Below are 21,656 nucleotides of genomic sequence, written 5' to 3' on the forward strand. Positions count from 1 at the left end.
GTGAGATCAGTCCGCGAAATTCTCTCGAGGCGGATTAATCGGTGTAAACGGGTGTCAAAATGGCGACCGGTCTTGCCCAGCATGGCTGACGTCGGCAGCCTCTGGTAGCCCGAGGGATACAAAATCTTCCTTTTCATCGGTTCTTGTATCCCCACGGCTACAACTTCGACGCGTCAATTTGTATTCGCTTCCAGCCCGGACGAATCCACCGACACCGCCTCCGCACAACGCTCCGGCCTTTACGGCAGGAGCGTTGTGCGCCGGCCGCAATCCGATTTTCCCCGTGCGAGCGGCATGAATTGATCGTTCAATCCCACGGGTTCACGACGGCGACACCGGTTGCGGCAAAGTCGGCCACGTTGCGCGTCACGACAGTCATGCCGTGCACGAGCGCCGTAGCGGCAATGAGCGCATCCCGCTCGGACCGTCGATCCGGTACATGGAGCCGCGCACATCGTTGAGCGACCGCGGTATCAACCGGCAGCACACGGCTCGCGAACTCGGGCAGGACATGTCCATCGAGCCAGGCCCTGAGTAGCGCGCCCTGGACCGGGTCTCTGCGTTCGATCTGCAAGACACCGGTCTCAAGCTCCATGATCGTTATGGCAGAAACAAAAAGCGTCGGGGCGTCGACGGTCGAACTCCAGGCCGCCAGATTCCCGTCCGCCTTGCCCGTTCGCACCTTCCGCAGTTCCGAAATGACATTGGTATCGAGAACGAACATCATCAGAAGTCAACCGGCTTGATCGTGACGTCCGCGCGCGGAGGGTCAAACTCGATGTCCTCGACACCGGGCATCGCCAGCGCGTCGGCAATGTTGCGCCTCTGTTGCGTGAGACGCTGGTATTCCTCGAAACTCAACAGCACATGAGCAGGCCTGCCGCGGTCCGTAATAAACACGGGGCCGTCCTTTGTCGCTTTCTTCGCTTTAGTCACGTCCTGGTTGAGTTCGCGACTCGAGAGCGTGGTGATGGTCATCGTGGACTCCTCAAACACATCAATGTAGGTATGTTACTACAATAAATGAATGCCGTGATACCTGCGTGAAACCCCGACCGACCATCGATCCGCTCACCCCACCGGCCGCGCCTTGATCCACAGATGCAGCGGTACGTGCGCCCACTGCTTCAACCGATCCGTATCGGCCATGGTCCGGCGGCGGTTCGCATGACCGGGTTGCGCCACATCCGGCGCTTTCCGTTTCCGGCGGCGAAGTTCTACAGTTACAGAAAACAACCCGCGCCGCCGGGCATCGTCCCGTTCGACGATACGCATCCGATTCCGAGGAAAGCCCATGCCGAGTATCGTCGCCGCTCCCGCCAATCTCCCCCCGAGCCCCGTCGCGGCGGAAACGCGCATGGTTCACGACGTCGCCACGCTGAAGCCGTCCGACTACCGTTCGGCCGATGGTTCATCGTGGGTCATCTCCACCATTACGCCGGCCGCGGACAGCGGCGCGAACGTGACCGGCGCGACGTATTTCGACACCGCGAAAGGCCGGACCGTCCCGGTGCCCGACGCGCGCCGCCGTTATGCGAATCGCGGCACGTGGCAGGTCGTCGCGAGTTCGAGCCCGTCGGTGCCCGCAACCGGCCGCTACGACTGGCTGACGCTCGCGTGGCTGCCGATCAATCGGCGGCCGCTGCCGCAAACGCCCGAGCATCTGTATTCGCCGTTCATTCGCGGCGGCACAATCGTTTATCGATGGAATCCGGCGGCAGAAGGCGGCGAGCAGTTCGGTAACGTGCGGATGATCTTTCCGGAATGGACGCAGCAGGTGGCGGATGCGTTGCGATCCGCGCCGCCGTCGTTGCCGGACGGCGCGTCGGCCACGCCGGCTGCGCTCGATCGCCTGAAATCAGACAGGAATCCGATGACCGCCGTGCTCGACTTCGGCGACGCGCTGCGTGAAGAGCCGGTGGAACGGATCGTCGCGCGGCTGCCCGCCTTGCTGCAGGTGAACGACCTGCATGAACTGTCGGCCATCGTGTTCCTGTGCCTGTCCGGGTCGCGCGCCGAAGACCGGCCGCGCTTCGCCGAAACGATCGACGCGGCGATCGCGGGCACCGACGACAGCGCACGCCTGCTCGCGATCGCATATGGCGCGTTCGCGGCGGGACGGTCCCGGCCTTATCCGTTCAACGACGCCGCGCAGACGGCCCGCATCAACGACGTGTTCGGGGCGCTGAAGCGACGCACGTCGGCGCTCGGCGTGCCGATTGCGGAAGGTTCGCCGTGGTACGAATTCTTCACGGCCTACAGGCTCGGGGGTGCGGCATCCGGCAACGGTCAGTGACCGCACGCATAGGATCGGCGGCGCGGCAGCCGATGCCTGTTTACCGCGCCTGCGTTACCGCTTCTCCTCGTTCGGATTCGGGTAGAACGAAACCGGATCGCCGCGCAGCGTGCTCATATCCTCGATCCGCGAAAAAAACGCCCGTGGCGAATAAATGCCGGGGCGTTTTCTGTCAATTCGACCATTTGAATCAGATCCCCTCATGATAAATTTTCGCCCGGCCACAGAGCCATCTCAAATAACCTTAATCCATAGACCAAATCATGAAATCTGTTATCCGTCATGCCGCTCTGGCACTGGTGACGATCGGCTTCCTGTCGGGCTGCGCAAGCAGCGTGACACGCGACGCAGGTAATCAGCAGGCGGGGGCCACCGCGACCGCGTCGACGTCCAAATTCGGCACCAAGCCGGTTATCGTGAAAGTTACGCTGGACGCGGCTGCCCAGGAAGCGTTGAAAGACAATCTGAAGTTCAGCCCCAAGAAACTGCAGGAGCAAATCGAAAACGCACTGTACGCACGCAAGCTTCTGGCAAAGGCCGATTCAACCGATGCGATGCAGCTGAACGTTGAAGTGACCGGCATTCGGGTGCGCTCGAGTTTCTCCGCGGTCATGTTCGGCTTCATGGCGGGCAGCGATTATGTCGACGGCACCGTGACGCTCGTCGACACCGACAATCGTCAGGTCGACCGCTTCAAGGTGTCGGCATCGTATGCACTCGGCGGCATCGCCGGTATGGACGGGACACGCATGGACTGGCTGTACGAGAATTTCACCGAGAAAACGCTGTCGACGCTCGACCCGTCGGCCGGCGCGCAACAAGCGGACGCGGCTCACGAGAAGAAACTGTAATGTCCGACGCCCGACGGACCGCGGATTCGCGGCCAGTCGGGCGGCAGCCGCCGCGCTCACCCAACGGCTACGATGCGGGTTGCGACCGCAACGATCTTCATCGAGCAGAGTCTCCTTTGAGCATGCCCCTTGGCAACAGGCACGCGTCGTGGCTTCGATTGCCGCATTCCGATCGGACATCCGCTCGTCCGTGTCTTCGTTGTATCGACGATCGGCGTCGTACGCAAGGCGGCAAAAAAACGGCTGCCCTGAAGCAGCCGTAAAGGAGAGGTCTTCCGTGTTCAGACGGAGACACCGGCCGGCCACCACGCCGTCCGGTAGATCCATTGTTGACGAGCGCTCCGCGTCCGGGAATCAGTCTGGTCTGATTTTCGGGCGCAAGAAGACCCACCGGCAATTCAGACAGGTCCGATAGGATTGGCATCGGGCGGCACGTAAACTCCGACCCGTGAACCTCTCGACCGCCCCCCTCGTCCATACGATGCGCGACGCGATCCGTCGCCCCAGCTTTCTCCGCGGCCTCGACATCGCGGTGCTCGCGCTGATCGTCGCGAGCGTCTTCGTCGTGATGATCGACAGCGTGCAGGAACTGCACGCGCAGTACGGGAGCGCGCTGTACGCGGCTGAATGGGCGTTCACGCTGCTGTTCACCGCCGAATACGCGGTGCGGCTGTTCACCGCGCGCAAGCCCGCCGCCTATGCGCGCAGCTTCTTCGGCATCGTCGATCTCGTGTCGATCCTGCCGACCTATCTCGCGTTTTTCTTCCCCGGCCTGCATGCGCTGATCGACGTGCGCCTGCTGCGGCTGCTGCGCGTGTTCCGCATACTCGGGCTCGCGATCTATCTCGAGGAAGGCCAGATGCTGATCCGCGCGCTCGCGCGTGCGCGGCGCAAGATCTTCGTGTTCATCGGCGGGATGTTCGTGATCGTCGTGATCCTCGGCACGGTGATTTTTCTCGTCGAAGGCCCCGAGAACGGCATCACGAGCATTCCGGTCGGCGTGTACTGGGCCGCCGTGACGATGAGCACGACCGGCTACGGCGACCTGACGCCGCACACGCCGCTCGGCCGGCTGATCACGTCGTGCGCGATCCTGCTCGGTTACGGCATCATCGCGTTCCCGACCGGTATCATGGGCGCGGAGCTCGTCGCGTCCGCGCTCGAACGCGGACGGGCGCAGCAAGCATCGTCCGGCGATGCCGGTGCGGCAGTCTGCCCGCATTGCGGCGCATGCGCATCGAAGCAACGCGACGATGCCGGCGCCACGGCAACGCAGCGTGTGCCTGACCGCCAATCATCAATGCATTCCTCATTCAATTAATGACAATGAACGCCTCCTCATGCTGAGCATCGGCCCCTTTTCCGTAAGGGTCGTGGCCGTAGCCATCGCCGCCCTGATCGCGTGGCTCGTCGCGCGCTTCGCGCAGCGCACTCGACCGTATGGTCAGCACAAAACTTCCGCGAGCCTGCTGCTCGACGCGCTGCTGATCGGGCTGATCGCCGCTCGCGTCGGCTATATCGCGCGCTGGTGGCCCGACTATTTCGCCTCACCGAAATCCATCGTCGCGCTCGGCGACGGCGGCTTTACCTGGTGGATCGGCTTGCCGGTCGCGCTCGCCTATATCGGCTGGCGGTCGCGCCGCCTGCCGGGGCTGGCGCGCCCCGCGCTCGCCGGCATCGCCGCCGGCATGCTGGCTTGGGGTGCGGCGCAGGGTGTGCTGGCGACGTTCGACCGCACGGCGCCGCCGCTGTCCGCGCTGCGCGTGGAGACGCTCGATGCGACGCCCGTCGCACCGAACCGCTACGCGGGCAAACCCGTCGTCGTAAACCTGTGGGCGACCTGGTGCCCGCCGTGCCAGCGCGAAATGCCGATCCTCGCGCAGGCGCAGCTGGATTACCCGGGCGTCAGTTTCCTGATGATCAATCAAGGCGAGGACGTGCAGACCGTGAGCGCGTTTCTTGAACGCAAAGGGCTGCGCTTCGACCACGTGCTGCTCGACCGCTCGCTCGGCGCGATGCGGACCTACGGTTCGCGCGGGCTGCCGACGACGCTGTTCTTCGATGACAAAGGCAAACTCGTCGAGTCGCACATGGGCGAGATCACCGCCGCAAGGCTCAAGGACACGGTGAATACGCGCTTCGGTCGGTGAGGTGGAACAGGCCCGCATGGCGCGGATGACGATGCGCGAGCACTTCGAAGCGCTTCGTGAGAAAGGTGTGCAGCAGCGCGAAACCGAAGATGATCGCGCCGGCAAGTTCGACGGTATGGGGCATGTCGGAATCCATTGAATTGAAAATCCGGCACGCGGCTGGTGCCGGGTGAAACACGATGGGTCGCACAACGTGCGGTCTCGCGAACGGGAATGGCAAACGGGTGGCGACAGGCAGGACGCCGTTCAGACCTGGTATCCGAAGGGTATCGCGATCGCGGAGCCGTCCCAATCGGACCAGTCCGATTAATGAGACGGACGGGACCGATTGTACGGCGCGGCGCATCGCGCACATCGAGTCATTAGAGCAGTTATCCTAAACAATTTTGGATCGTCCCGACAGGATGTTTTACGGCTTCGTCGTGCATGACGCATGGGCGACCTCTTTGGCACCCTGGCCGATAAGCATACAAAACCAGACCGAACGGCTAACGTTGGTAGAAACGCACATAACGGATCCCTGTGCAGCCGCCAATTCCCCTACAGTGGAGATACGTTTGCGCGTGCGGATGAATGGATCTTCGTGAATGGTTATTCGTGATGCGAAGGATGTTGGTCCGATTTCGACGCGTAAGCGAGCGCGGGCCGTGAGTGCAGCAACACCCACGGCCCGCTGACCACAACCAACTCACCACAGGAGTTAGTCATGGCTGACGCGAATGATAGCGCACCCGCCCTTTTCCCCGATCGTTTCGTGACGATTCAGGAGTCTTACCGATACCGGACAATCAAGTCGATTCTTCGCAACAAGCATCGCCCGAAGAAGCCACCGCCGCTGTATCCGTGGATCAAGTTGTCGGGCCGCTGGATCGAAACGGCAGGGTTCGAACCCGCACAACGCGTGCGGATCGAGGTAACGGAGCGGCGGCTGGTTATCACGCCGATGGAAGAGACCTATCTCGATCTCAAGGGGCGTCCCGAATTCCCCATTGTGGATACGGAGACGGGTTTGAGGCGCCGCCGGCATCCGGCCGGAATGGAAGAAGCCGACGTCCGTTCGCGCTGATCACGGGCGCTGAATCGTATCGTCGATGTGCCGCGCAAGATGCAGCGCGGTGCGCCGGCGAATGCTGATACCGCTCGATCTGCCGGCATGGTCGCAACGCGATCGCGACCATGCCGGCACTTGCGAACTACTCGTGACCGGCCATAATCGACGAAGCAGAAACGGATATCGGCAAACAGGAGATCAACGATGAACCGCAACGACCATCCGCAAGGCATGGACAACGTGCTGCTGGACCTCGGTTTCGACGACTCAATTGCGTTGCCGGCCAAGGCTTCGCTCGCGCTCAAGCTCAACCAGCTGATCGACAAGCGCGGCTTGAGCCAGGCCGAGACAGCGGCGATCACGGGTATGACGCAGCCGGAGGTGTCTCAGGTGCGCGGCTACAAGCTCCAGAACATTTCGCTGGATCAGGTGATGGAAGCGCTGGTGTCGCTGGGCCAGCATGTTGAAATCGTGGTGCGGCCCGCGCATCTCGCGCATTCGGCAGGCGTCACGGTTACCGAGTAACACCGGAGCAGACGGCCTGCACTTCGCGCTTTCGCAACAGTCTTCAACCTTGGTGTCATCACGCTGACGCTGATCGCACGCGGCGGCGAACGACTCAGCATCGACGCCGCGTGGTCGCGCGCCATTCATGCGCGTGGTCAGATACTGCGCTGATTGACGCGCTTCGCCAGTTCCTCCGCGCTTTCCTTCCGCTCGCTATACCGATCGACCAGATACGGGCCGATATCCCGCGTCAGCAGCGTGAACTTGACCAGTTCCTCCAGCACATCCACCACGCGATCGAAATAAGCCGACGGCTTCATCCGCCCTGCCTCGTCGAATTCCGCGAATGCCTTCGCCACCGACGACTGGTTCGGGATGGTCAGCATGCGCATCCAGCGTCCGAGCACGCGCATCTGGTTCACCGCATTGAACGATTGCGAGCCGCCGCTGACCTGCATGACGGCGAGCGTCTTGCCCTGGGTCGGGCGAACGGCACCCATCGACAGCGGAATCCAGTCGATCTGCGCTTTCATGATGCCGGTCATCGCACCGTGCCGCTCCGGCGAGCACCACACCATGCCTTCCGACCACTGCACCAGTTCGCGCAACTCGACGACCTTCGGATGACTCTCGGGCGCATCGTCGGGCAGCGGCAGGCCGCTCGGATTGAACACGCGTACCTCGGCGCCCATTGCCGCGAGCAAACGCGCGGCTTCCTCGATCAGCAGGCGGCTGAACGAACGCTCGCGCAGCGAGCCGTACAAAAGCAGGAACCGGGGCGGATACGTCGACGGCACCGCCGGCCGCAACTGGCCGGCATCCGGCACGCGGAACGATTCGACGTCGAGTTGCGGCAGGTCATCCAGACGGTCAGACATGCGTACCCTCCGCGTAATTGCAGTGAATCGTGACGTAGTTCATGCAGATGGATTCTCCCGTTTGCTCAAGCACGTTCGTACCAGCCCTTCGACCGGTTGACTATGCGCACCACCAGCAACATGACGGGCACTTCGATCAGCACGCCGACGACGGTGGCCAGCGCCGCGCCGGAATGAAAACCGAACAGGCTGATCGCAGCCGCGACTGCCAGCTCGAAGAAATTGGACGCGCCGATCAGCGCCGACGGACACGCGATGTTGTGCTTCTCGCCCACGGCGCGATTGAGCCAGTAAGCGAGCGCCGAGTTGAAAAACACCTGGATCAGGATCGGCACCGCGAGCAACGCGATCACCAGCGGCTGCTTCAGGATCGCTTCGCCCTGGAACGCGAACAGCAGCACGAGCGTGGCCAGCAATGCGGCGATCGACCACGGGCCGATCCTGGCCATCGCGGCATCGAACGCCGCCTGCCCGTTCGCGAGCAGCCGCTTGCGCCAAAGCTGCGCGAGGATCACCGGGATCACGATATAGAGCACGACCGACGTGAGCAGCGTCGCCCACGGCACGGATATCGCCGACATCCCCAGCAGCAGGCCGACCAGCGGCGCGAACGCGATCACCATGATGCTGTCGTTCAGCGCGACCTGCGACAGCGTGAACAGCGGATCGCCGCCCGTCAGCCGGCTCCATACAAAGACCATCGCCGTGCACGGCGCGGCGGCCAGCAGGATCAGGCCTGCGATGTAGCTGTCGAGCTGATCGGCCGGCAGCATCGGCGCGAACAGATGCCGGATGAACAGCCAGCCGAGGAACGCCATCGAGAACGGCTTGACGAGCCAGTTCACGACGAGCGTGACACCGATGCCCTTCACGTGCTGACGCACTTCATGCAGCGCGCCGAAGTCGACCTTGACGAGCATCGGGATGATCATCACCCAGATCAGCAATCCGACCGGCAGATTGACCTGCGCGTATTCCATCCGGCCGATCTGCTGGAACAGGCCGGGCAGCGCCTGGCCGAGCGCGATGCCGGCGACGATGCACAGCGCCGCCCAGACGGTCAGATAGCGTTCGAAGAAGTTGATGGAAGGCTTGGCGACAGCCTGCCCCGGCGGAGCGGCGTTGGACGTGTTCATTGGGCGGGTATCGGTCTCGAAGTCGCTGGCGTCCGGTGAATTCGGCCGGCCGCCATGCGAACGGTCAGCTCCGGGAAATCTCGGTCAGCGCCGCCTGGAGTTCGGCGTTGCTCATGCGATCGAGCGGCAGCGCCAGCAATTGCAGCATCCGGTAGCCGATCGCCTGGCGCGTGAGTTCGAACGCGAGCCGCTTGCCTTCGTCGCCGCCCACCGCGTTCGACGGATCGGCATAACCCCAATGCACTTTGACGGGGCTGCCGGGCCAGTACGGGCACGCCTCCGCGGCCGCGCTGTCGCATACCGTGATGACGACGCGCATTTCAGGCGCGCCGTCGCCCGTGAATTCGTCCCAGCTCTTGCTGCGGTAGCCGCTTACGTCGACACCGGCGTTCGTCAGCGCTTCCAGCGCGAACGGATTGAGCCGGCCGCTCGGCGCACTGCCGGCGCTGTACGCGCGCACGTCCTTGCCGAGCTTCGCGGCCCAATGATTGAGCATGCCTTCCGCGAGCACGCTGCGCGCGGAGTTGTGGGTACAGAGGATCAGGACGTTCGTGGTCATGGGCGGCGTATGCGAAGGTGCTTCAGCAAGGTTGCGGGCCGGACGTCGAACACGCGGACACCGGCGAGCACGGATTGCCGCCGCAGCAGTTCTCCGTGAGATAGGCCAGCAAGCCGTTCATCGTCGCGAAGTTCGCGCCATAGATGACGAAGCGGCCTTCCTGCCGGCTCGTGACGAGCGCTGCATGGGCCAGCTCCTTCAGATGAAAGGACAACGATGAAGGCGGTACATTCAGCAGCGTGGCGATCTGCCCGGCCGGCAGACCTTGCGGTCCCGCCTGCACGAGCGTGCGAAAGACGGCGAGCCGGGATTCGTGTGCGAGTGCCGAGAGCGCGGCGATGGTCTGGTTCGTTTCCATAATTCGATAATAATCGAAATATCGAATTCCGAGAAGCCACCTCGAGATGAAGCGGCGGCCAACGAACGGGGACAAACAAAACGACTGCACCAGCGGGCGAACCCTTCACCCGACGACAGCCCGGCCTTCAACTACGCGCCGCGCGCTTCCCGATGCACGTCTCGATGCGCTCCCCGGGCCGTCAGCATCGGCTTCGACGCACGGCTCACGGTTGCGAGAACACCATCACGCGCCCCGACACGCGCTGCAGCTTGAGCCAGCCCATATCGGCCGTGAAGCGCAGTTGCTGCAGCGGGAAGTCGAACGACGCCTTCTCGGCCGCGCTCACGACCGACTTGGCGATCCAGCGGATCAGCGCCTTCCCTTCCTCGGTCGTCACGCTGCCGTTCTGGATGCCGCCGTAGAAGTAGCGATTCCCGGCGTTGACCTCGTTCTGCAACTGCATCCAGTGACCCGGCAAGCCCGGCAGCGTCCGGAACAGGTCGGCCACCCGCTTGGTCGTCAGGCCGCGCGCCCACAGCGCACCGTTTACGTCCGGCCGAACCAGGTTGTGGCGATCCGCTTCCTGGGCCTGCCCCTTGATGTCGCCCCGCAGGGCATCGAGCTTCGACATGACGCATTCCTCATGGTGATGGGCGCGGGAAAATGGCCCCGCGCGCGCCGCTAGCACGATACGCCCGTTGCGTGGAGTCATCTCCTGTCAGGTTTGTCAGGCCGCGCCGCCGGCGCGGCCGTCACCATCCCGCTTACGCGACGGCCTTCGCCGCCGCCTGCGCGCCAAAGAACGTCGCCTGCGCCGCTTCGTCCGCCCGCGCATACGCGCGGTTGACGCCGCTGATCACCGCGCGGATCGACGCGGTCGTCAGGTTCGCGTCGATGCCCACGCCGAACGCGCTGCCGCGCACGCCCGAACCGGCCAGTTCCGCGATCGCGATCGCCTTCGCATCGGCGCCCTGCGACAGCGCGCGTTCCTCATAGTGCTGGATTCGCAGCGGCGTGCGCAGCGCATGCATCAGCGCATCGAGCGGGCCGTTGCCTTCACCGCGCAGCACGCGGCGCTCGCCGTGCACGTCGGCGGTCAGCACGATCGTCTCGCGGCCGTCGCGCTCCGACAGTTCATGGCCGACATAGCGCAGCGGCGCGTCGCCCTCCACGTATTCCTGCTGGAACAGCGACCAGATCTGCGCGCTCGTCACCTCGTGCCCGCTGTCGTCGGTCAGGCGCTGCACGGCCGCGCTGAAGTCGACCTGCAGGCGACGCGGCAGCGCGACGCCATAACCCTGCTCGAGCAGGTACGCGATGCCGCCCTTGCCCGACTGGCTGTTCACGCGAATGATCGAATCGTACGTGCGGCCGAGGTCGCTCGGATCGATCGGCAGATACGGCATTTCCCACACGGCGTCGGCGCGCTGCACCGCGAAGCCCTTCTTGATCGCATCCTGGTGCGAGCCGGAGAACGCGGTAAACACGAGGTCGCCGACGTACGGATGACGCGGATGGATCGGCAACTGCGTGCATTCCTCGGCGGTGCGCGCGACTTCGTTGATCTGCGAGAAATCCAGGCCCGGATCGACGCCCTGCGTGTACAGGTTCAGCGCGAGCGTCACGAGATCCACGTTGCCGGTACGCTCGCCGTTGCCGAACAGGCAGCCCTCGATCCGGTCGGCACCGGCCATCACCGCGAGCTCGGCCGCCGCGACCGCGGTGCCGCGGTCGTTGTGCGGATGCACGGACAGGATCAGCGCATCGCGACGCGCGAGGTTGCGGTGCATCCATTCGATCTGGTCCGCATAGAAGTTCGGCGTGCCGACCTCGACAGTCGCCGGCAGGTTCACGATCGCCTTGTGCTCGGGCGTCGGCTGCCACACGTCGAACACGGCATCGCAGACTTCCTTCGCGAAGTCGAGCTCGGTCGCCGTAAACGTTTCCGGGCTGTACTGCAGCGTGAACTGCGTGTCGGTCGCCGCATCGGCGCAGCGCTTGATCGTGCGCGCCGCATTCACCGCGAGCTGCTTCACGCCGTCGCGGTCGAGGCCGAACACGATCTTGCGGAATTCCGGCGCGGTCGCGTTGTACAGGTGCACGATCGCGCGCTTCGCGCCGCGCAGCGATTCGAAGGTGCGCTCGATCAGATCGTCGCGCGCCTGCGTCAGCACCTCGATCGTCACGTCGTCGGGAATGTGGCCGCCTTCGATCAGTTCGCGCACGAAGTTGAAGTCGGTCTCGGACGCCGACGGGAACGCCACCTCGATCTCCTTGAAACCGATCGCGACGAGCGTCTTGAACATCCGCATCTTGCGCGCCGCATCCATCGGCTCGAACAGCGCCTGGTTGCCGTCGCGCAGGTCGGTGCTCATCCAGATCGGCGCGTGCGTGATGGTGCGCGACGGCCACGTGCGGTTCGGCAGATTGACGGGCGTGAACGGCCGGTATTTCGTTGCAGGGTTCTTCAACATCATGATGTTCGGTCCTCGGTCGGTTTGTCGGGAAACCGCGGCGCGGCGGCCTTCAGCAGCGGAGGCCGGCTGCGCACGCAGCGATCAAAGCGGTAAAAAAACGGCAAAGCGGTACGGCGAACGACGGCCTTGACGGTTGGGCGACCGGGACGGAGCGGAGCGATACGGAGAAAAGACGAACTCAGGCGCCGGTCGACAACCGGGGCCAGGTCGGTGATACGGGGGAAATCTGGCGCTTCAGGAAAGAAGCAGATGGAAAGCGCGCAGCCGCAGACCCAGCCCGGAACACCGGGCTAGTAGTCGTAGCGAGAAGAAGGGCTGGGCGGCTTGCATGGCCGGAATCAGATCACAAGGCGGAGGGGGCTGTCAACGGGGAGCGCGTGCATCGCATGGCCGCGCCGCCTGCAAAATCAGTCCCGTCCGATAGGCGGCGGCCGCGCCCGTCGCTATGCTTCACGGGTGCGGCGCCGGTGAGGTCCTATTCATGTTCGGAGTGAGTCGGTCCATCCTCTTCGCCGGTCGCCGCGCACCCTTCTCTTGCGATCGGGCTTCGGCGTGGGCGTTCGGTGGTGGCCGGTGGGCGCGGCCACGACAGAGATGCTGATGTTGAAACGAACGCTGCCAGATGCGAACACTGAGCGCTCGCCCCGAAGCCCGATTGCACCGCAGCCGATCCGCCTATACCGAGCACTATTCAGAAAAACGACACGCACGCCGATATAGTTTCCGGAATATATAAAAACATCCTCGATTAAACATATTTCATTAAATCGATTCACTTTGGTTTTCGATTTACTGAACAATTACCATTCTCATCTGAATATTTTTTTATTTATTTTTCGACATGCTTGTCGAACCGCGTTTCAAACGGCAAACGTTTGCGAGACGCGGGGAGACGCCTTACTACTGTTCTTCAGGAGGAAAGCATGGCCGATTCTCAAACGTCATCCAATCGCGCCGGCGAATTTTCGATTCCGCCGAATACCGATTTCCGCGCGATTTTCTTCGCGAATGCCGCCGAACAACAGCACATCAAGTTGTTTATCGGCGACAGCAAGGAACCCGCTGCTTATCACAAGCTGACCACGCGCGACGGCCCGCGCGAAAACACGCTGAATTCCGGCAACGGCAAGATCCGCTTCGAGGTGTCGGTAAACGGCAAGCCGTCGGCCACCGACGCACGCCTCGCACCGATCAACGGCAAGAAGTCGGACGGGTCGCCGTTCACGGTCAACTTCGGGATCGTCGTGTCGGAAGACGGCCACGACAGCGACTACAACGACGGCATCGTCGTGCTGCAGTGGCCGATCGGCTGATGGGCTAAACGCCGATCGACCGATGACCGCCGGGCCACCGACTACCCGGCAGCCCGGCGGTTGTGCATCGAAAACGCGAAGCAACTCAATCCAAACCCGTTTCGCCTTCAGGAGACCGCCATGCCCATCATTTCGGCATCGATCAACAGCGCGCCCGTCGTCACGTCCGAGACTTACGTCGACATCCCCGGCCTCTATCTCGACCTCGCGAAAGAAAACATTCGCGACGGCAAGCTGCTGGTCACGCTCAACGTGCCGACGCCGTACGCCACCGGCAACAATTTCCCCGGCATCTACTTCGTCATTACGACCAACAAGGGGATCGTCGCGGACGGCGCCTTCTCGTACTTCTCCAAAGTGCCGGAGAATCCCAGCCGCATACCATTCACGCTCGTCGTCGCCATCGACGTCGCCGACGGCCACACGTTCGTGAAAGGCCAGTGGAAAAGCGTGCGCGGCAGCGCAATGCATATCGATTCGTTCGCGAGCCTTTCCGCGATCGGTGAAACGGCCGCGCAATCGTCGTCGCAATCCGGCGGGAATCAGGGCGCCGAAACCGGCGGCGGCAGCGGCACCGGCGGCACCGGCGGCACCGGCGGTGCCGGCAACATCGGCGGCGGCGGCGAACGCGACGGCACGTTCAATCTCCCGGCCAACATCAAGTTCGGCGTCACCGCGCTCACCAACGCGTCGAACGACCAGACGATCGACATCTACATCGACGACAACCCGAAACCGGCCGCCACGTTCAAGGGCGCGGGCGTGCAGGACCAGAACCTCGGCACGAAGGTGCTCGACTCCGGCAAGGGCCGCGTGCGCGTGATCGTGACGGTGAACGGCAAGCCGTCGCGGCTCGGCTCGCGACAGGTCGACATCTTCAAGAAATCGTTCTTCGGGATCGTCGGGTCGGAAGACGGCGCGGACGACGACTACAACGACGGCATCGTGTTCCTGAACTGGCCGCTGGGCTGATCGACGGACGTCAATAACAGGGACGCACGGCGCGGCATGGATTGCGCGCCGCTTTCGGTATCGCAAGGGCGACAGGGCCAACCACGCATTGCGATTCATTCGGGCAGCCTCGACTGCCCACGCTTTGCTCCGCGCGCGACACGGCGAAACCGATGCGTCGGCCGCGCGACGCGAGACCTTCCATTACGACGAGGACGACATGCCACAACCGTTTACCCATGACGACCTGTACGCGCTCCTGCAACTCGCCGGCAACGACGCGACTGCCGCGCAATCCGGCGGCGATCAGGCGGTGCTCGACCGGATGCGTCAGTTCATGACCTCGCAGCTCGTGGAGAAGCTGCCGCAATACGACGTGTTCGTCGACCTCTCCACCGTGCCGTACAGCTTCGACATCAGCAACTGGCAGAACAAGGTCAAGACCGATGCAACGGGGCAGGTGGTCGCCTGCACGGTGACGTGGGCCGGCGCACCCGGCGTGCTGCCGGGCGCCGCCGCGAAGTTCGGCATCGGTGCGGTGGTCACGTACTTCGCGAAAGCGACCGCGCAACCGCAACCCGCTCAGCCCGACCCCGCGACGAATGCCGGCGGCGAACGCGACGGCATCTTCAACCTGCCGCCGAACATCGCGTTCGGCGTGACGGCGCTCGTCAACTCTTCCGCACAGCAGACGATCGAGGTGTTCGTCGACGACAACCCGAAACCGGCCGCGACGTTCCAGGGCGCCGGCACGCAGGACGCGAACCTGAACACGCAAGTGCTGAATTCGGGCAAGGGGAAGGTGCGCGTGGTCGTGACGGCGAACGGCAAGCCGTCGAAGATCGGCTCGCGGCAGGTCGACATCTTCAAGAAGACCTACTTCGGGCTGGTCGGATCGGAGGACGGTACGGACGGCGACTATAACGACGGGATTGCGATCCTGAACTGGCCGCTCGGTTAAGCAGCAGAATCCTGCCGACCATCGCCACGCCGCCCGGCGTGGCGATTTGCTTGAGCGCGCCCGCCAGGCCAAGCCGCGTGTCGCAAGAACGATCAAATGCTCCCGCCACCGATACCATATAGTCCGCCCGACACCTTCATTGGCACACCATGAACCCGGTTGGAAAAGCACTCTGGTTTATCGAAACCGAACTGGACAGGGAACTGACACTCGACAGGATTTCCGCCGATTGCGACATGACGCGCTTCGGTTTTTCGCGCCTCTTCTCGATGAATACCGGCTGGCCGGTGATGCGCTATGTCCGGTCGAGGCGGCTGACGCGTGCGGCGCGGGCATTGGCGCAAGGCGCGCCGGACATCCTTCACGTGGCACTCGATGCCGGATATGGCTCCCATGAGGCGTTTACGCGCGCCTTCCGCGATCTCTTCGGCGTCACGCCGGAAGAAGTGCGGGCACGGCGCACTCTCGACGGGTTGTCTCTTGTGGAGCCGCTTCGCATGAAAGAGCTGAAAATCATCGCCGTTACGCCATCGCGCTTCGAAGCCCCCGAAAGGCAGTTGATCGCGGGCATGAGCAGCCGGTATACCTTTGAAACCAATGAAGGGATTCCGGCGCTCTGGCAAGCCTTCATCCCGTATATCGGCAACATCCCCGGCCAGGTCGGCGGCGTAACGTATGGCGTGTGCTGCAACCCGGATGCGGATGGCAGCTTCGAATACATCGCGGGTGTCGAGGTCAAGAGTCGCGACCGGCTACCCGCTTCATTTCGTTGCGTCGAACTCGAACCGCAGCGTTATGCGGTCTTCGAACACAGCGGGCATATCTCCACGCTTCACCAGACCTTCTACAGCATCTGGAACGGCTGGCTGCCGACGTCGGGGTTCAACGCGGTGGACGCGCCCGAGTTCGAACGCTACAGCGAGGACTACGATCCGGTGACGGGCACCGGCGTGCTCGAAATCTGGTTGCCTGTAGAAAAATCCGCGTGAGTTGGCTGTCTGCGCCGATCTGCCCGGCCGCTTGAACGCCGGCGCGCACGTCGATGCGCGCCGGCAACGATGCCGGCCGGCGTGGCCGACATCCGGTCAACGGTCCACGATCAGCGGTCAGCCGGCATGCGATGCGGCAGGCGTCGACATCGCGACAGGCTGCGACCACGTGGCCGAGGCCAGACGCGTGCGCGCATCGAGGGCTACGCGGTTGAACGCGACACGCCGCTCGCCATTCAGCTTCGCCGCTTTGGCTGCCTGCACGAGCGCGACCGGATCGACGATACGGTTCTGCCGCCGGACCTCGAAGTGCAGATGCGGGCCGGTCGCGGTCCCCGTACTGCCGACGGCGCCGACACGCTGGCCGCGCTCGACGCGCGCGCCGGTTCGCAGCGTCGGCTCGAACGCCGACAGGTGCGCGTAGTACGACGCATAGCCGCCGTCGTGACGAATCACCACGTACTTGCCGTAGCCGCGCGGCTCGGTGCCGATGAACGACACGACGCCGTTCTCCGACGCATGGACGGCACGGCCCGTCGGCGCAGCCAGATCGACGCCGGAATGCACGTGGCGCGCGCCGGTCACCGGATGCACGCGCGCGCCGAACTGCGAGCTGATCCGCGTCGCGGCGACCGGCATCGCGAAATGCGCACCGGCGAGCGGCACGCCGTCGAGGTCGTAATACGCGCCCGGCGAGCCTGCGTCGGGCGCAAACCATACGCCCGCCACCTGCTGACCGCGAAAGCGGATATCGAGCGCCGTCACGCGCACGCCGCCCGGCAGCGACGCGCCGTCGTCCGGTTCGAATGCCACGCGGAAGGTGTCGCCGATCAAGCCGCGCTGCTTCGGGTCGATGCGCCCGGCCAGCAAACGGACGACCTGCGCCGCGACGCCGGCAGGCAGTTCGGCGCGCGCCAGCGACGCCCGCAGGCTGCCGGTAATCGCACCGGCGCGCGTGCCGCGATCCGGCGCTGCGAGCATGAACGGCTCGGCGGACGCCAGATCGACGGCGCTCCGCTCGAATGCCGGCTGTGCGCCGATCGACGGCAACGGGGATGCAATGCCGTAGGCGAACCGCGTCGCGTAGCCACGTTCGATCGCACCGCGCGCCGCGTCGCAGAGCACGCGGTAGGCCACGCATGCGCCGAAACGAGTAACGGGATCGTCGCGATCGGCGCCCGTCGGCAGGTTCGACGCATGCGATGCGTACGCGACGTCGAGCGGCGCTGCCGACGATGCATGCAAGCCGCCCCACGTCGTCCGGGCAGAACTGAAAAAAGGCACGTCGACAAGGTCTGCCGTTTCCGCCGTCACGGGCGTGAACGGCGCGGCGTCGTGAAACGCCTGTGCTGCCGCACCGTGTGCGCCAGCGACGCAGGCCGCCACGACGACACCGCGCAGCAGTGCACGGCGAATCGGGAAACAGCGAACGCCGCGTTGCGCGGGTTGACCTTGTTCGCGTGCGAGACGGAAACGCAGGTTCAACCGCATGGCGTCGTCACTCGCTATCAATGAAAAATCGGGAAAGAACCGGGTATCGCGGAGGAACGATCGTCGCGATCCGGCAACTTGAAACCGAGTGTATCGGGGTGCTTGAAACGGCTGAATAGGACGAATCCTATTTTATGGAACAGTCGATTAGTACTAGAACGAAATCGCGATTTCACCGTCCGACGACAGGGCAGTCCGACCCCATGCATTCGCACGAAACATCGCGTGCCGTGTACAGTCGAGGACCGCCCGCGCGAGCGCAAGCCTTTCCGACCGAGACGGAAGCGCTGCGCGTCGCGCCATGTGTCTTCAAACCGGAATCCCGTCATGTTTCTCGATCAACTACATCCGGAACGCTGGACGTTCCTGTGGAACGCGCTGTCCACCCTTTCCATCAAGCTGTGCGCCGGCCTTGCGCTGCTCGTCGCGGGCTGGTGGCTGTCGAAACGCATCGGCAACTGGCTGAACCGGCTGCTCTCGAACAAGGAGCGCGTCGACGACACGCTGCGGCCGATTCTCTGCGACGTCGCCGTGTGGGGCATCCGCATCGTCGCGATCGTCGGCGCGCTGTCGCAGCTCGGCATCGAAACCGCGAGCATCGTCGCGGTGCTCGGCGCGGCCGGCCTCGCGATCGGGCTCGCGCTGCAGGGCACGATGCAGAACATCGCGGCCGGCATCATGCTTCTGCTGCTGCGACCGTTCAAGGTCGGCGACTATATCGACGGCGGCACGGGCGTCGCGGGCACCGTCGAAGAGGTCGGGCTCTTCATGACGCGGCTGACCAAGCCGGACGGCATCTGCGAATACGTGCCGAACAGCGCGCTGTGGGGCAGCTCGATCCGCAACTACACGCGCAATCCGACGCGCCGCCTCGATCTCGAAGTCGAAGTGTCCGTGCATGACGATATCGATCGCGCGCTCGACGCGCTGCGCGCACTGGCCGAAGCCGATCCCGACGTGCTGCAGGATCCCGCGCCGGACGTGATGGTGATGCGCTTCGACGACAGCACGGCCGTCGCGAACATGCGCGTGTGGACGCATACCGACAACTTCTGGGCGATGCGCTGGCGCCTCGCGCGCCAGGTGCGCAAGGCGCTCGCCGATGCGGATTGCGCGCTGCCGATCCGCACGCGCGAGCTGCACATCGTGCACGACGCGGAACGTCGCGCGGACAGCGTGCGCGTACGGGCGTCGTAACGCGTAACGACATCGGGGCGCGCAACCGCGTGCGACGCGCGGCGCACCCCGGCTTCGTCGTCACATCTTCACGATATCGAGCAGCGCCTTCTTGCCGCTCCTATATGTAAACACCGAGATCGCGCCGTGTTTCAAATCACCCTGCGGCGCGCGCTCACGCGCGCCCTTCGAAACCCAGCAGTACGTTCACCGCGTTGATGCCGATCTCCTCGACCATGTAGCCGCCTTCCATCACGAACAGCGTCGGCAGGTTCAGGCGCGCGAGCGCCTCGCCGATGCGCAGGTAGTCGAGCGAGCGCAGGCGGAAATGGCTGATCGGATCGTGCTCGAACGTATCGACGCCGAGCGACACGACGAGCAGGTCGGGTGCGTGCGCAACGATCGCGGCCGCGGCATGGCCGAGCGCCGCTTCGTAGGTGTCCCACTGCGTGCCCTTCGGCAGCGGCAGGTTCAGGTTGAAGCCTTCGCCCGCGCCCGTGCCGCGCTCGTCCGCGTACCCGGAGAAGTACGGGTACGACACGGGTGGCTCGCCGTGGATCGACGCGAACAGCACGTCCTCACGTTCGTAGAAGATGTCCTGCGTGCCGTTGCCGTGATGGAAATCGACGTCGAGCACCGCGACGCGCGCGGCGCCGCTCGCGATGCCGTGCTGCGCCGCGATCGCCGCGTTGTTCAGATAGCAATAGCCGCCCATGTATTCGCGGCCCGCGTGGTGGCCGGGCGGCCGGCACAGCGCGAACGCCGCGCGCGCGGCGCCGTTCGACAGCAGGTCGGCGCCGGTGAGCGCCGAATTCGCGCTCGCGCTCACCGCGTCCCACGTGCCCGCGTTGATCGGCGCACCGGCGTCCATCGCGAAGAAGCCGAGCTTGCCGTCGATGAAATCGGGCAGCGTCGCGGCCGCCGGCATCACACGTACCGGCCACACGAGCGGCAGCGCCTGGCAGGTGCGGCTGGTCGCGGTCCATTCGTCCCAGGCGCCGGCGAGGAAATCGACATAGCGCGCGCTGTGCGCACCGGCATAGCTGGCGCGGTCGAACGCGCGCGGCGCGATCACGTCGCCGAGGCCGGCCGCGCGGACCTGCGCGAGCACCGTTTCGGCGCGAAGGGGGGTTTCGAACGACTCGGTGATCGCGCCGTCCTTCAGTTCGACGCCGCGATGCAGGTGATGATCGCTGCTGTAGACCGTGAGCATGGTTGACCGTTGCAGTGATGGCAGTGAGGGGGTGGCAACAGTCTATTGCCGCCGACCGGCAATAACTTTGCTTTTCACATTCCCGTTTCGTACAATTTTGAGAAAACTGTCTACGGAACCACGATCATGAGCAAAAATCGCGCTTCGGTTGAACTGGATGGCGTCGACCGCGCGATGCTCCGCCTGCTGCAGGAAGACGGCGCGCTGTCGAACGCGACGCTCGGCGAAAAGCTGTCGCTGAGCGTCACGCCGTGCTGGCGCCGCCGCAAGCGGCTCGAGGACGAGCGCGTGATCACCGGCTACCAGGCGAACCTCGACCGGCGCGCGCTCGGGATGAACGTGTTCGCGTTCGTGCAGGTGACGTTCAACATGCACTCGGGCCAGGATTCGGATCACTTCGAGGATGTGATGCGGCGGCACGACGAAGTGCTGTCGTGCCACAAGATCACCGGCGCGGCCGATTACATCCTGCAGGTCGTCGCGGCCGATCTCGACGCGTATGCGGAATTCGTCGAGCGCGTGCTGAGGAAGCAGGCCGGTGTGTCGTCGATCCAGTCGAGCCTCGCGTTGCGCGAGGTGAAGTTCTCGTCGCGCGTGCCGGTGCCGGACGCGTGAACGGTGCGATGAACATGCAGCCCGTCATTCCGTTCCCTTAAACCCATCCCATGGAGCACGCCCCCATGAAACGTTTCATCCCCTCCGCCTCGCTTGCCGCCGCGATCGCGTTCGCATTGAGCGCCTGTGCGGCGCAATCCACCGCGCCTGCCAATGCGTCGGCGCCGATCGACGCTTCCGCGCCGGCCGCGCCGCCGATGGTCGGCGGCGATCGCGATGCGCACGGCTGCATCGGCTCGGCCGGCTACGCATGGTGCGAACAGACGCAGCAATGCGAGCGCCCGTGGGAACTCGCGAAGCAAAAGGGCTTCGCGAATTCGGCGCTGTCGTACGAGCAATTCTGCAGGAACAATTCGGCGAAGTGAGCGGATCGCGGCGCGCCAATCGCGAGCGCCGCACCGTCAAATTCCCGCCGGTTTTCCGGCGCGGCACACCCCGATTCCGGAAACCCGGACACGCGAAAAACCCCACAAAAACAAGGACATTTTTCGCGTGCGACACGGCAATCGACTTCGGTTATATTACGCGCCCCTTGCCACCCCGCCCCCGCCACACGCGTCGTGCGCGGCCTCTTTCCACGCAGCCTGAAGCGTCATCCGCACAGGCTTGCCGCAGGGGCCCGGGCGCGTTGCGCGCCACCGCGACGCAGGTGATTGCCCGTCCGCAAGAAGCCGATCCGAAGGTGTCCTTCTCAACGGTTTC

24 protein-coding genes and 1 pseudogene are annotated in these 21,656 nt (G+C 64.2%); 13 read left to right on the plus strand and 12 right to left on the minus strand.

Features of this window, described 5'->3' with window-relative positions; translation table 11 throughout:
- Window positions 1-307: 307 nt before the first annotated feature.
- The 3 genes from BT264_RS08750 to BT264_RS40450 all read right to left on the minus strand — a co-directional run bounded on the left by BT264_RS08750 (window position 308) and on the right by BT264_RS40450 (window position 1,275).
- Window positions 308-727 carry a type II toxin-antitoxin system VapC family toxin gene (locus tag BT264_RS08750; RefSeq protein WP_177318363.1) on the minus strand — a complete coding sequence of 140 codons (420 nt, stop codon included), beginning with the start codon at window positions 725-727 and terminating at the stop codon, window positions 308-310.
- Window positions 727-978 carry a type II toxin-antitoxin system Phd/YefM family antitoxin gene (locus tag BT264_RS08755; RefSeq protein WP_072438507.1) on the minus strand — a complete coding sequence of 84 codons (252 nt, stop codon included), beginning with the start codon at window positions 976-978 and terminating at the stop codon, window positions 727-729. The genes BT264_RS08750 and BT264_RS08755 overlap by 1 nt, the downstream gene beginning before the upstream one ends.
- Window positions 979-1,071: 93 nt before the next feature.
- Window positions 1,072-1,275 carry a hypothetical protein gene (locus BT264_RS40450; protein WP_371287099.1) on the minus strand — a complete coding sequence of 68 codons (204 nt, stop codon included), beginning with the start codon at window positions 1,273-1,275 and terminating at the stop codon, window positions 1,072-1,074.
- Between the two features lie 19 nt (window positions 1,276-1,294).
- Between BT264_RS40450 and BT264_RS08760 the strand changes: the two genes are divergently transcribed.
- From BT264_RS08760 to BT264_RS08775, 4 genes are all read left to right on the plus strand, one after another.
- Window positions 1,295-2,296, plus strand: coding sequence for a hypothetical protein (locus BT264_RS08760; protein WP_072438157.1), 1,002 nt, complete (start codon window positions 1,295-1,297; stop codon window positions 2,294-2,296).
- Between the two features lie 263 nt (window positions 2,297-2,559).
- Window positions 2,560-3,147, plus strand: coding sequence for a DUF4410 domain-containing protein (locus BT264_RS08765; protein WP_072438155.1), 588 nt, complete (start codon window positions 2,560-2,562; stop codon window positions 3,145-3,147).
- 481 nt (window positions 3,148-3,628) lie between these two features.
- Window positions 3,629-4,468 (plus strand): ion transporter, encoded by an 840-nt coding sequence (locus BT264_RS08770; RefSeq protein WP_256260601.1) that lies wholly within the window; start codon window positions 3,629-3,631, stop codon window positions 4,466-4,468.
- 19 nt (window positions 4,469-4,487) lie between these two features.
- The gene (locus BT264_RS08775) at window positions 4,488-5,297 is read left to right on the plus strand and encodes a TlpA disulfide reductase family protein (protein WP_072438153.1); all 810 of its coding nucleotides are present in this window, start codon (window positions 4,488-4,490) and stop codon (window positions 5,295-5,297) included.
- Here BT264_RS08775 and BT264_RS37990 read toward each other — a convergent pair.
- Window positions 5,296-5,421: pseudogene (locus BT264_RS37990) on the minus strand (putative Na+/H+ antiporter); the annotation flags it as partial. The gene BT264_RS08775 and the pseudogene BT264_RS37990 sit on opposite strands and share 2 nt — an antisense overlap.
- Before the next feature lie 582 nt (window positions 5,422-6,003).
- Between BT264_RS37990 and BT264_RS08780 the strand changes: the two are divergent.
- Window positions 6,004-6,363, plus strand: a complete 360-nt coding sequence (locus BT264_RS08780; RefSeq protein ID WP_072438150.1) for a SymE family type I addiction module toxin — start codon at window positions 6,004-6,006, stop codon at window positions 6,361-6,363.
- A 189-nt stretch (window positions 6,364-6,552) separates the two neighbouring features.
- Window positions 6,553-6,873, plus strand: coding sequence for a helix-turn-helix domain-containing protein (locus BT264_RS08785; protein ID WP_072438147.1), 321 nt, complete (start codon window positions 6,553-6,555; stop codon window positions 6,871-6,873).
- 137 nt (window positions 6,874-7,010) lie between these two features.
- Here the strand turns inward: BT264_RS08785 and arsH are convergent, their stop codons facing one another.
- The 6 genes from arsH to leuA form a co-directional block, all read right to left on the minus strand.
- Entirely contained in the window at window positions 7,011-7,733 is a 723-nt protein-coding gene (arsH, locus tag BT264_RS08790) for an arsenical resistance protein ArsH (RefSeq protein ID WP_072438145.1), read from the minus strand.
- Window positions 7,734-7,798: 65 nt separating this feature from the next.
- Complete coding sequence (gene arsB, locus BT264_RS08795) at window positions 7,799-8,869, minus strand: ACR3 family arsenite efflux transporter (protein ID WP_072438143.1); 1,071 nt, start codon at window positions 8,867-8,869, stop codon at window positions 7,799-7,801.
- A gap of 64 nt (window positions 8,870-8,933) precedes the next feature.
- The gene (locus tag BT264_RS08800) at window positions 8,934-9,428 is read right to left on the minus strand and encodes an arsenate reductase ArsC (RefSeq protein WP_072438141.1); all 495 of its coding nucleotides are present in this window, start codon (window positions 9,426-9,428) and stop codon (window positions 8,934-8,936) included.
- A gap of 22 nt (window positions 9,429-9,450) precedes the next feature.
- On the minus strand, window positions 9,451-9,786 hold the full coding sequence (locus tag BT264_RS08805; protein WP_072438139.1) for an ArsR/SmtB family transcription factor: 336 nt from the start codon (window positions 9,784-9,786) through the stop codon (window positions 9,451-9,453).
- Window positions 9,787-9,991: 205 nt separating this feature from the next.
- On the minus strand, window positions 9,992-10,399 hold the full coding sequence (locus BT264_RS08810; protein ID WP_072438137.1) for a peptide ABC transporter ATPase: 408 nt from the start codon (window positions 10,397-10,399) through the stop codon (window positions 9,992-9,994).
- Window positions 10,400-10,532: 133 nt separating this feature from the next.
- Complete coding sequence (leuA, locus tag BT264_RS08815) at window positions 10,533-12,242, minus strand: 2-isopropylmalate synthase (protein ID WP_177318369.1); 1,710 nt, start codon at window positions 12,240-12,242, stop codon at window positions 10,533-10,535.
- A 926-nt stretch (window positions 12,243-13,168) separates the two neighbouring features.
- On the opposite strand from leuA, the gene BT264_RS08820 reads away from it, so the two are divergent.
- The 4 genes from BT264_RS08820 (at window position 13,169) to BT264_RS08835 (ending at window position 16,459) form a co-directional block, all read left to right on the plus strand.
- Entirely contained in the window at window positions 13,169-13,558 is a 390-nt protein-coding gene (locus tag BT264_RS08820; RefSeq protein WP_072438133.1) for a fucose-binding lectin II, read from the plus strand.
- A 120-nt stretch (window positions 13,559-13,678) separates the two neighbouring features.
- Complete coding sequence (locus BT264_RS08825) at window positions 13,679-14,530, plus strand: fucose-binding lectin II (protein WP_072438131.1); 852 nt, start codon at window positions 13,679-13,681, stop codon at window positions 14,528-14,530.
- A gap of 199 nt (window positions 14,531-14,729) precedes the next feature.
- On the plus strand, window positions 14,730-15,470 hold the full coding sequence (locus BT264_RS08830; RefSeq protein WP_072438505.1) for a fucose-binding lectin II: 741 nt from the start codon (window positions 14,730-14,732) through the stop codon (window positions 15,468-15,470).
- A 149-nt stretch (window positions 15,471-15,619) separates the two neighbouring features.
- Complete coding sequence (locus BT264_RS08835; protein ID WP_072438129.1) at window positions 15,620-16,459, plus strand: AraC family transcriptional regulator; 840 nt, start codon at window positions 15,620-15,622, stop codon at window positions 16,457-16,459.
- A gap of 117 nt (window positions 16,460-16,576) precedes the next feature.
- Here BT264_RS08835 and BT264_RS08840 read toward each other — a convergent pair whose 3' ends face one another.
- Complete coding sequence (locus tag BT264_RS08840) at window positions 16,577-17,950, minus strand: M23 family metallopeptidase (protein ID WP_072438127.1); 1,374 nt, start codon at window positions 17,948-17,950, stop codon at window positions 16,577-16,579.
- Window positions 17,951-18,277: 327 nt separating this feature from the next.
- Here BT264_RS08840 and BT264_RS08845 point away from each other — a divergent pair, with 327 nt between their 5' ends.
- Window positions 18,278-19,147 (plus strand): mechanosensitive ion channel family protein, encoded by an 870-nt coding sequence (locus BT264_RS08845; protein ID WP_072438125.1) that lies wholly within the window; start codon window positions 18,278-18,280, stop codon window positions 19,145-19,147.
- A gap of 154 nt (window positions 19,148-19,301) precedes the next feature.
- Here BT264_RS08845 and BT264_RS08850 read toward each other — a convergent pair whose 3' ends face one another.
- Window positions 19,302-20,339 carry a histone deacetylase family protein gene (locus BT264_RS08850; RefSeq protein WP_072438123.1) on the minus strand — a complete coding sequence of 346 codons (1,038 nt, stop codon included), beginning with the start codon at window positions 20,337-20,339 and terminating at the stop codon, window positions 19,302-19,304.
- A 126-nt stretch (window positions 20,340-20,465) separates the two neighbouring features.
- Here BT264_RS08850 and BT264_RS08855 point away from each other — a divergent pair, with 126 nt between their 5' ends.
- Both BT264_RS08855 and BT264_RS08860 read left to right on the plus strand, forming a co-directional pair.
- Window positions 20,466-20,954 (plus strand): Lrp/AsnC family transcriptional regulator, encoded by a 489-nt coding sequence (locus BT264_RS08855; RefSeq protein ID WP_034181074.1) that lies wholly within the window; start codon window positions 20,466-20,468, stop codon window positions 20,952-20,954.
- Window positions 20,955-21,019: 65 nt separating this feature from the next.
- Window positions 21,020-21,319, plus strand: a complete 300-nt coding sequence (locus tag BT264_RS08860) for a hypothetical protein (RefSeq protein WP_072438121.1) — start codon at window positions 21,020-21,022, stop codon at window positions 21,317-21,319.
- Window positions 21,320-21,656 lie beyond the last annotated feature (337 nt).

The sequence above is a fragment of the Burkholderia sp. NFPP32 genome, from assembly GCF_900119325.1.
Classification (GTDB): domain Bacteria; phylum Pseudomonadota; class Gammaproteobacteria; order Burkholderiales; family Burkholderiaceae; genus Burkholderia; species Burkholderia pyrrocinia_C.

Bases quoted from the DNA above. Each gene is read 5' to 3' on its own strand.
- BT264_RS08750 (WP_177318363.1), bottom strand. From the start codon at position 727: ATGATGTTCGTTCTCGATACCAATGTCATTTCGGAACTGCGGAAGGTG.
- BT264_RS08760 (WP_072438157.1), top strand. From the start codon at position 1,295: ATGCCGAGTATCGTCGCCGCTCCCGCCAATCTCCCCCCGAGCCCCGTC.
- BT264_RS08850 (WP_072438123.1), bottom strand. From the start codon at position 20,339: ATGCTCACGGTCTACAGCAGCGATCATCACCTGCATCGCGGCGTCGAA.
- leuA (WP_177318369.1), bottom strand. From the start codon at position 12,242: ATGTTGAAGAACCCTGCAACGAAATACCGGCCGTTCACGCCCGTCAAT.
- BT264_RS08780 (WP_072438150.1), top strand. From the start codon at position 6,004: ATGGCTGACGCGAATGATAGCGCACCCGCCCTTTTCCCCGATCGTTTC.
- BT264_RS08825 (WP_072438131.1), top strand. From the start codon at position 13,679: ATGCCCATCATTTCGGCATCGATCAACAGCGCGCCCGTCGTCACGTCC.
- BT264_RS08845 (WP_072438125.1), top strand. From the start codon at position 18,278: ATGTTTCTCGATCAACTACATCCGGAACGCTGGACGTTCCTGTGGAAC.
- BT264_RS08775 (WP_072438153.1), top strand. From the start codon at position 4,488: ATGCTGAGCATCGGCCCCTTTTCCGTAAGGGTCGTGGCCGTAGCCATC.
- BT264_RS08810 (WP_072438137.1), bottom strand. From the start codon at position 10,399: ATGTCGAAGCTCGATGCCCTGCGGGGCGACATCAAGGGGCAGGCCCAG.
- BT264_RS08805 (WP_072438139.1), bottom strand. From the start codon at position 9,786: ATGGAAACGAACCAGACCATCGCCGCGCTCTCGGCACTCGCACACGAA.
- BT264_RS08785 (WP_072438147.1), top strand. From the start codon at position 6,553: ATGAACCGCAACGACCATCCGCAAGGCATGGACAACGTGCTGCTGGAC.
- BT264_RS08755 (WP_072438507.1), bottom strand. From the start codon at position 978: ATGACCATCACCACGCTCTCGAGTCGCGAACTCAACCAGGACGTGACT.
- BT264_RS08765 (WP_072438155.1), top strand. From the start codon at position 2,560: ATGAAATCTGTTATCCGTCATGCCGCTCTGGCACTGGTGACGATCGGC.
- arsB (WP_072438143.1), bottom strand. From the start codon at position 8,869: ATGAACACGTCCAACGCCGCTCCGCCGGGGCAGGCTGTCGCCAAGCCT.
- BT264_RS40450 (WP_371287099.1), bottom strand. From the start codon at position 1,275: ATGCGTATCGTCGAACGGGACGATGCCCGGCGGCGCGGGTTGTTTTCT.
- arsH (WP_072438145.1), bottom strand. From the start codon at position 7,733: ATGTCTGACCGTCTGGATGACCTGCCGCAACTCGACGTCGAATCGTTC.
- BT264_RS08770 (WP_256260601.1), top strand. From the start codon at position 3,629: ATGCGCGACGCGATCCGTCGCCCCAGCTTTCTCCGCGGCCTCGACATC.
- BT264_RS08840 (WP_072438127.1), bottom strand. From the start codon at position 17,950: ATGCGGTTGAACCTGCGTTTCCGTCTCGCACGCGAACAAGGTCAACCC.
- BT264_RS08860 (WP_072438121.1), top strand. From the start codon at position 21,020: ATGAAACGTTTCATCCCCTCCGCCTCGCTTGCCGCCGCGATCGCGTTC.
- BT264_RS08820 (WP_072438133.1), top strand. From the start codon at position 13,169: ATGGCCGATTCTCAAACGTCATCCAATCGCGCCGGCGAATTTTCGATT.
- BT264_RS08830 (WP_072438505.1), top strand. From the start codon at position 14,730: ATGCCACAACCGTTTACCCATGACGACCTGTACGCGCTCCTGCAACTC.
- BT264_RS08855 (WP_034181074.1), top strand. From the start codon at position 20,466: ATGAGCAAAAATCGCGCTTCGGTTGAACTGGATGGCGTCGACCGCGCG.
- BT264_RS08835 (WP_072438129.1), top strand. From the start codon at position 15,620: ATGAACCCGGTTGGAAAAGCACTCTGGTTTATCGAAACCGAACTGGAC.
- BT264_RS08800 (WP_072438141.1), bottom strand. From the start codon at position 9,428: ATGACCACGAACGTCCTGATCCTCTGTACCCACAACTCCGCGCGCAGC.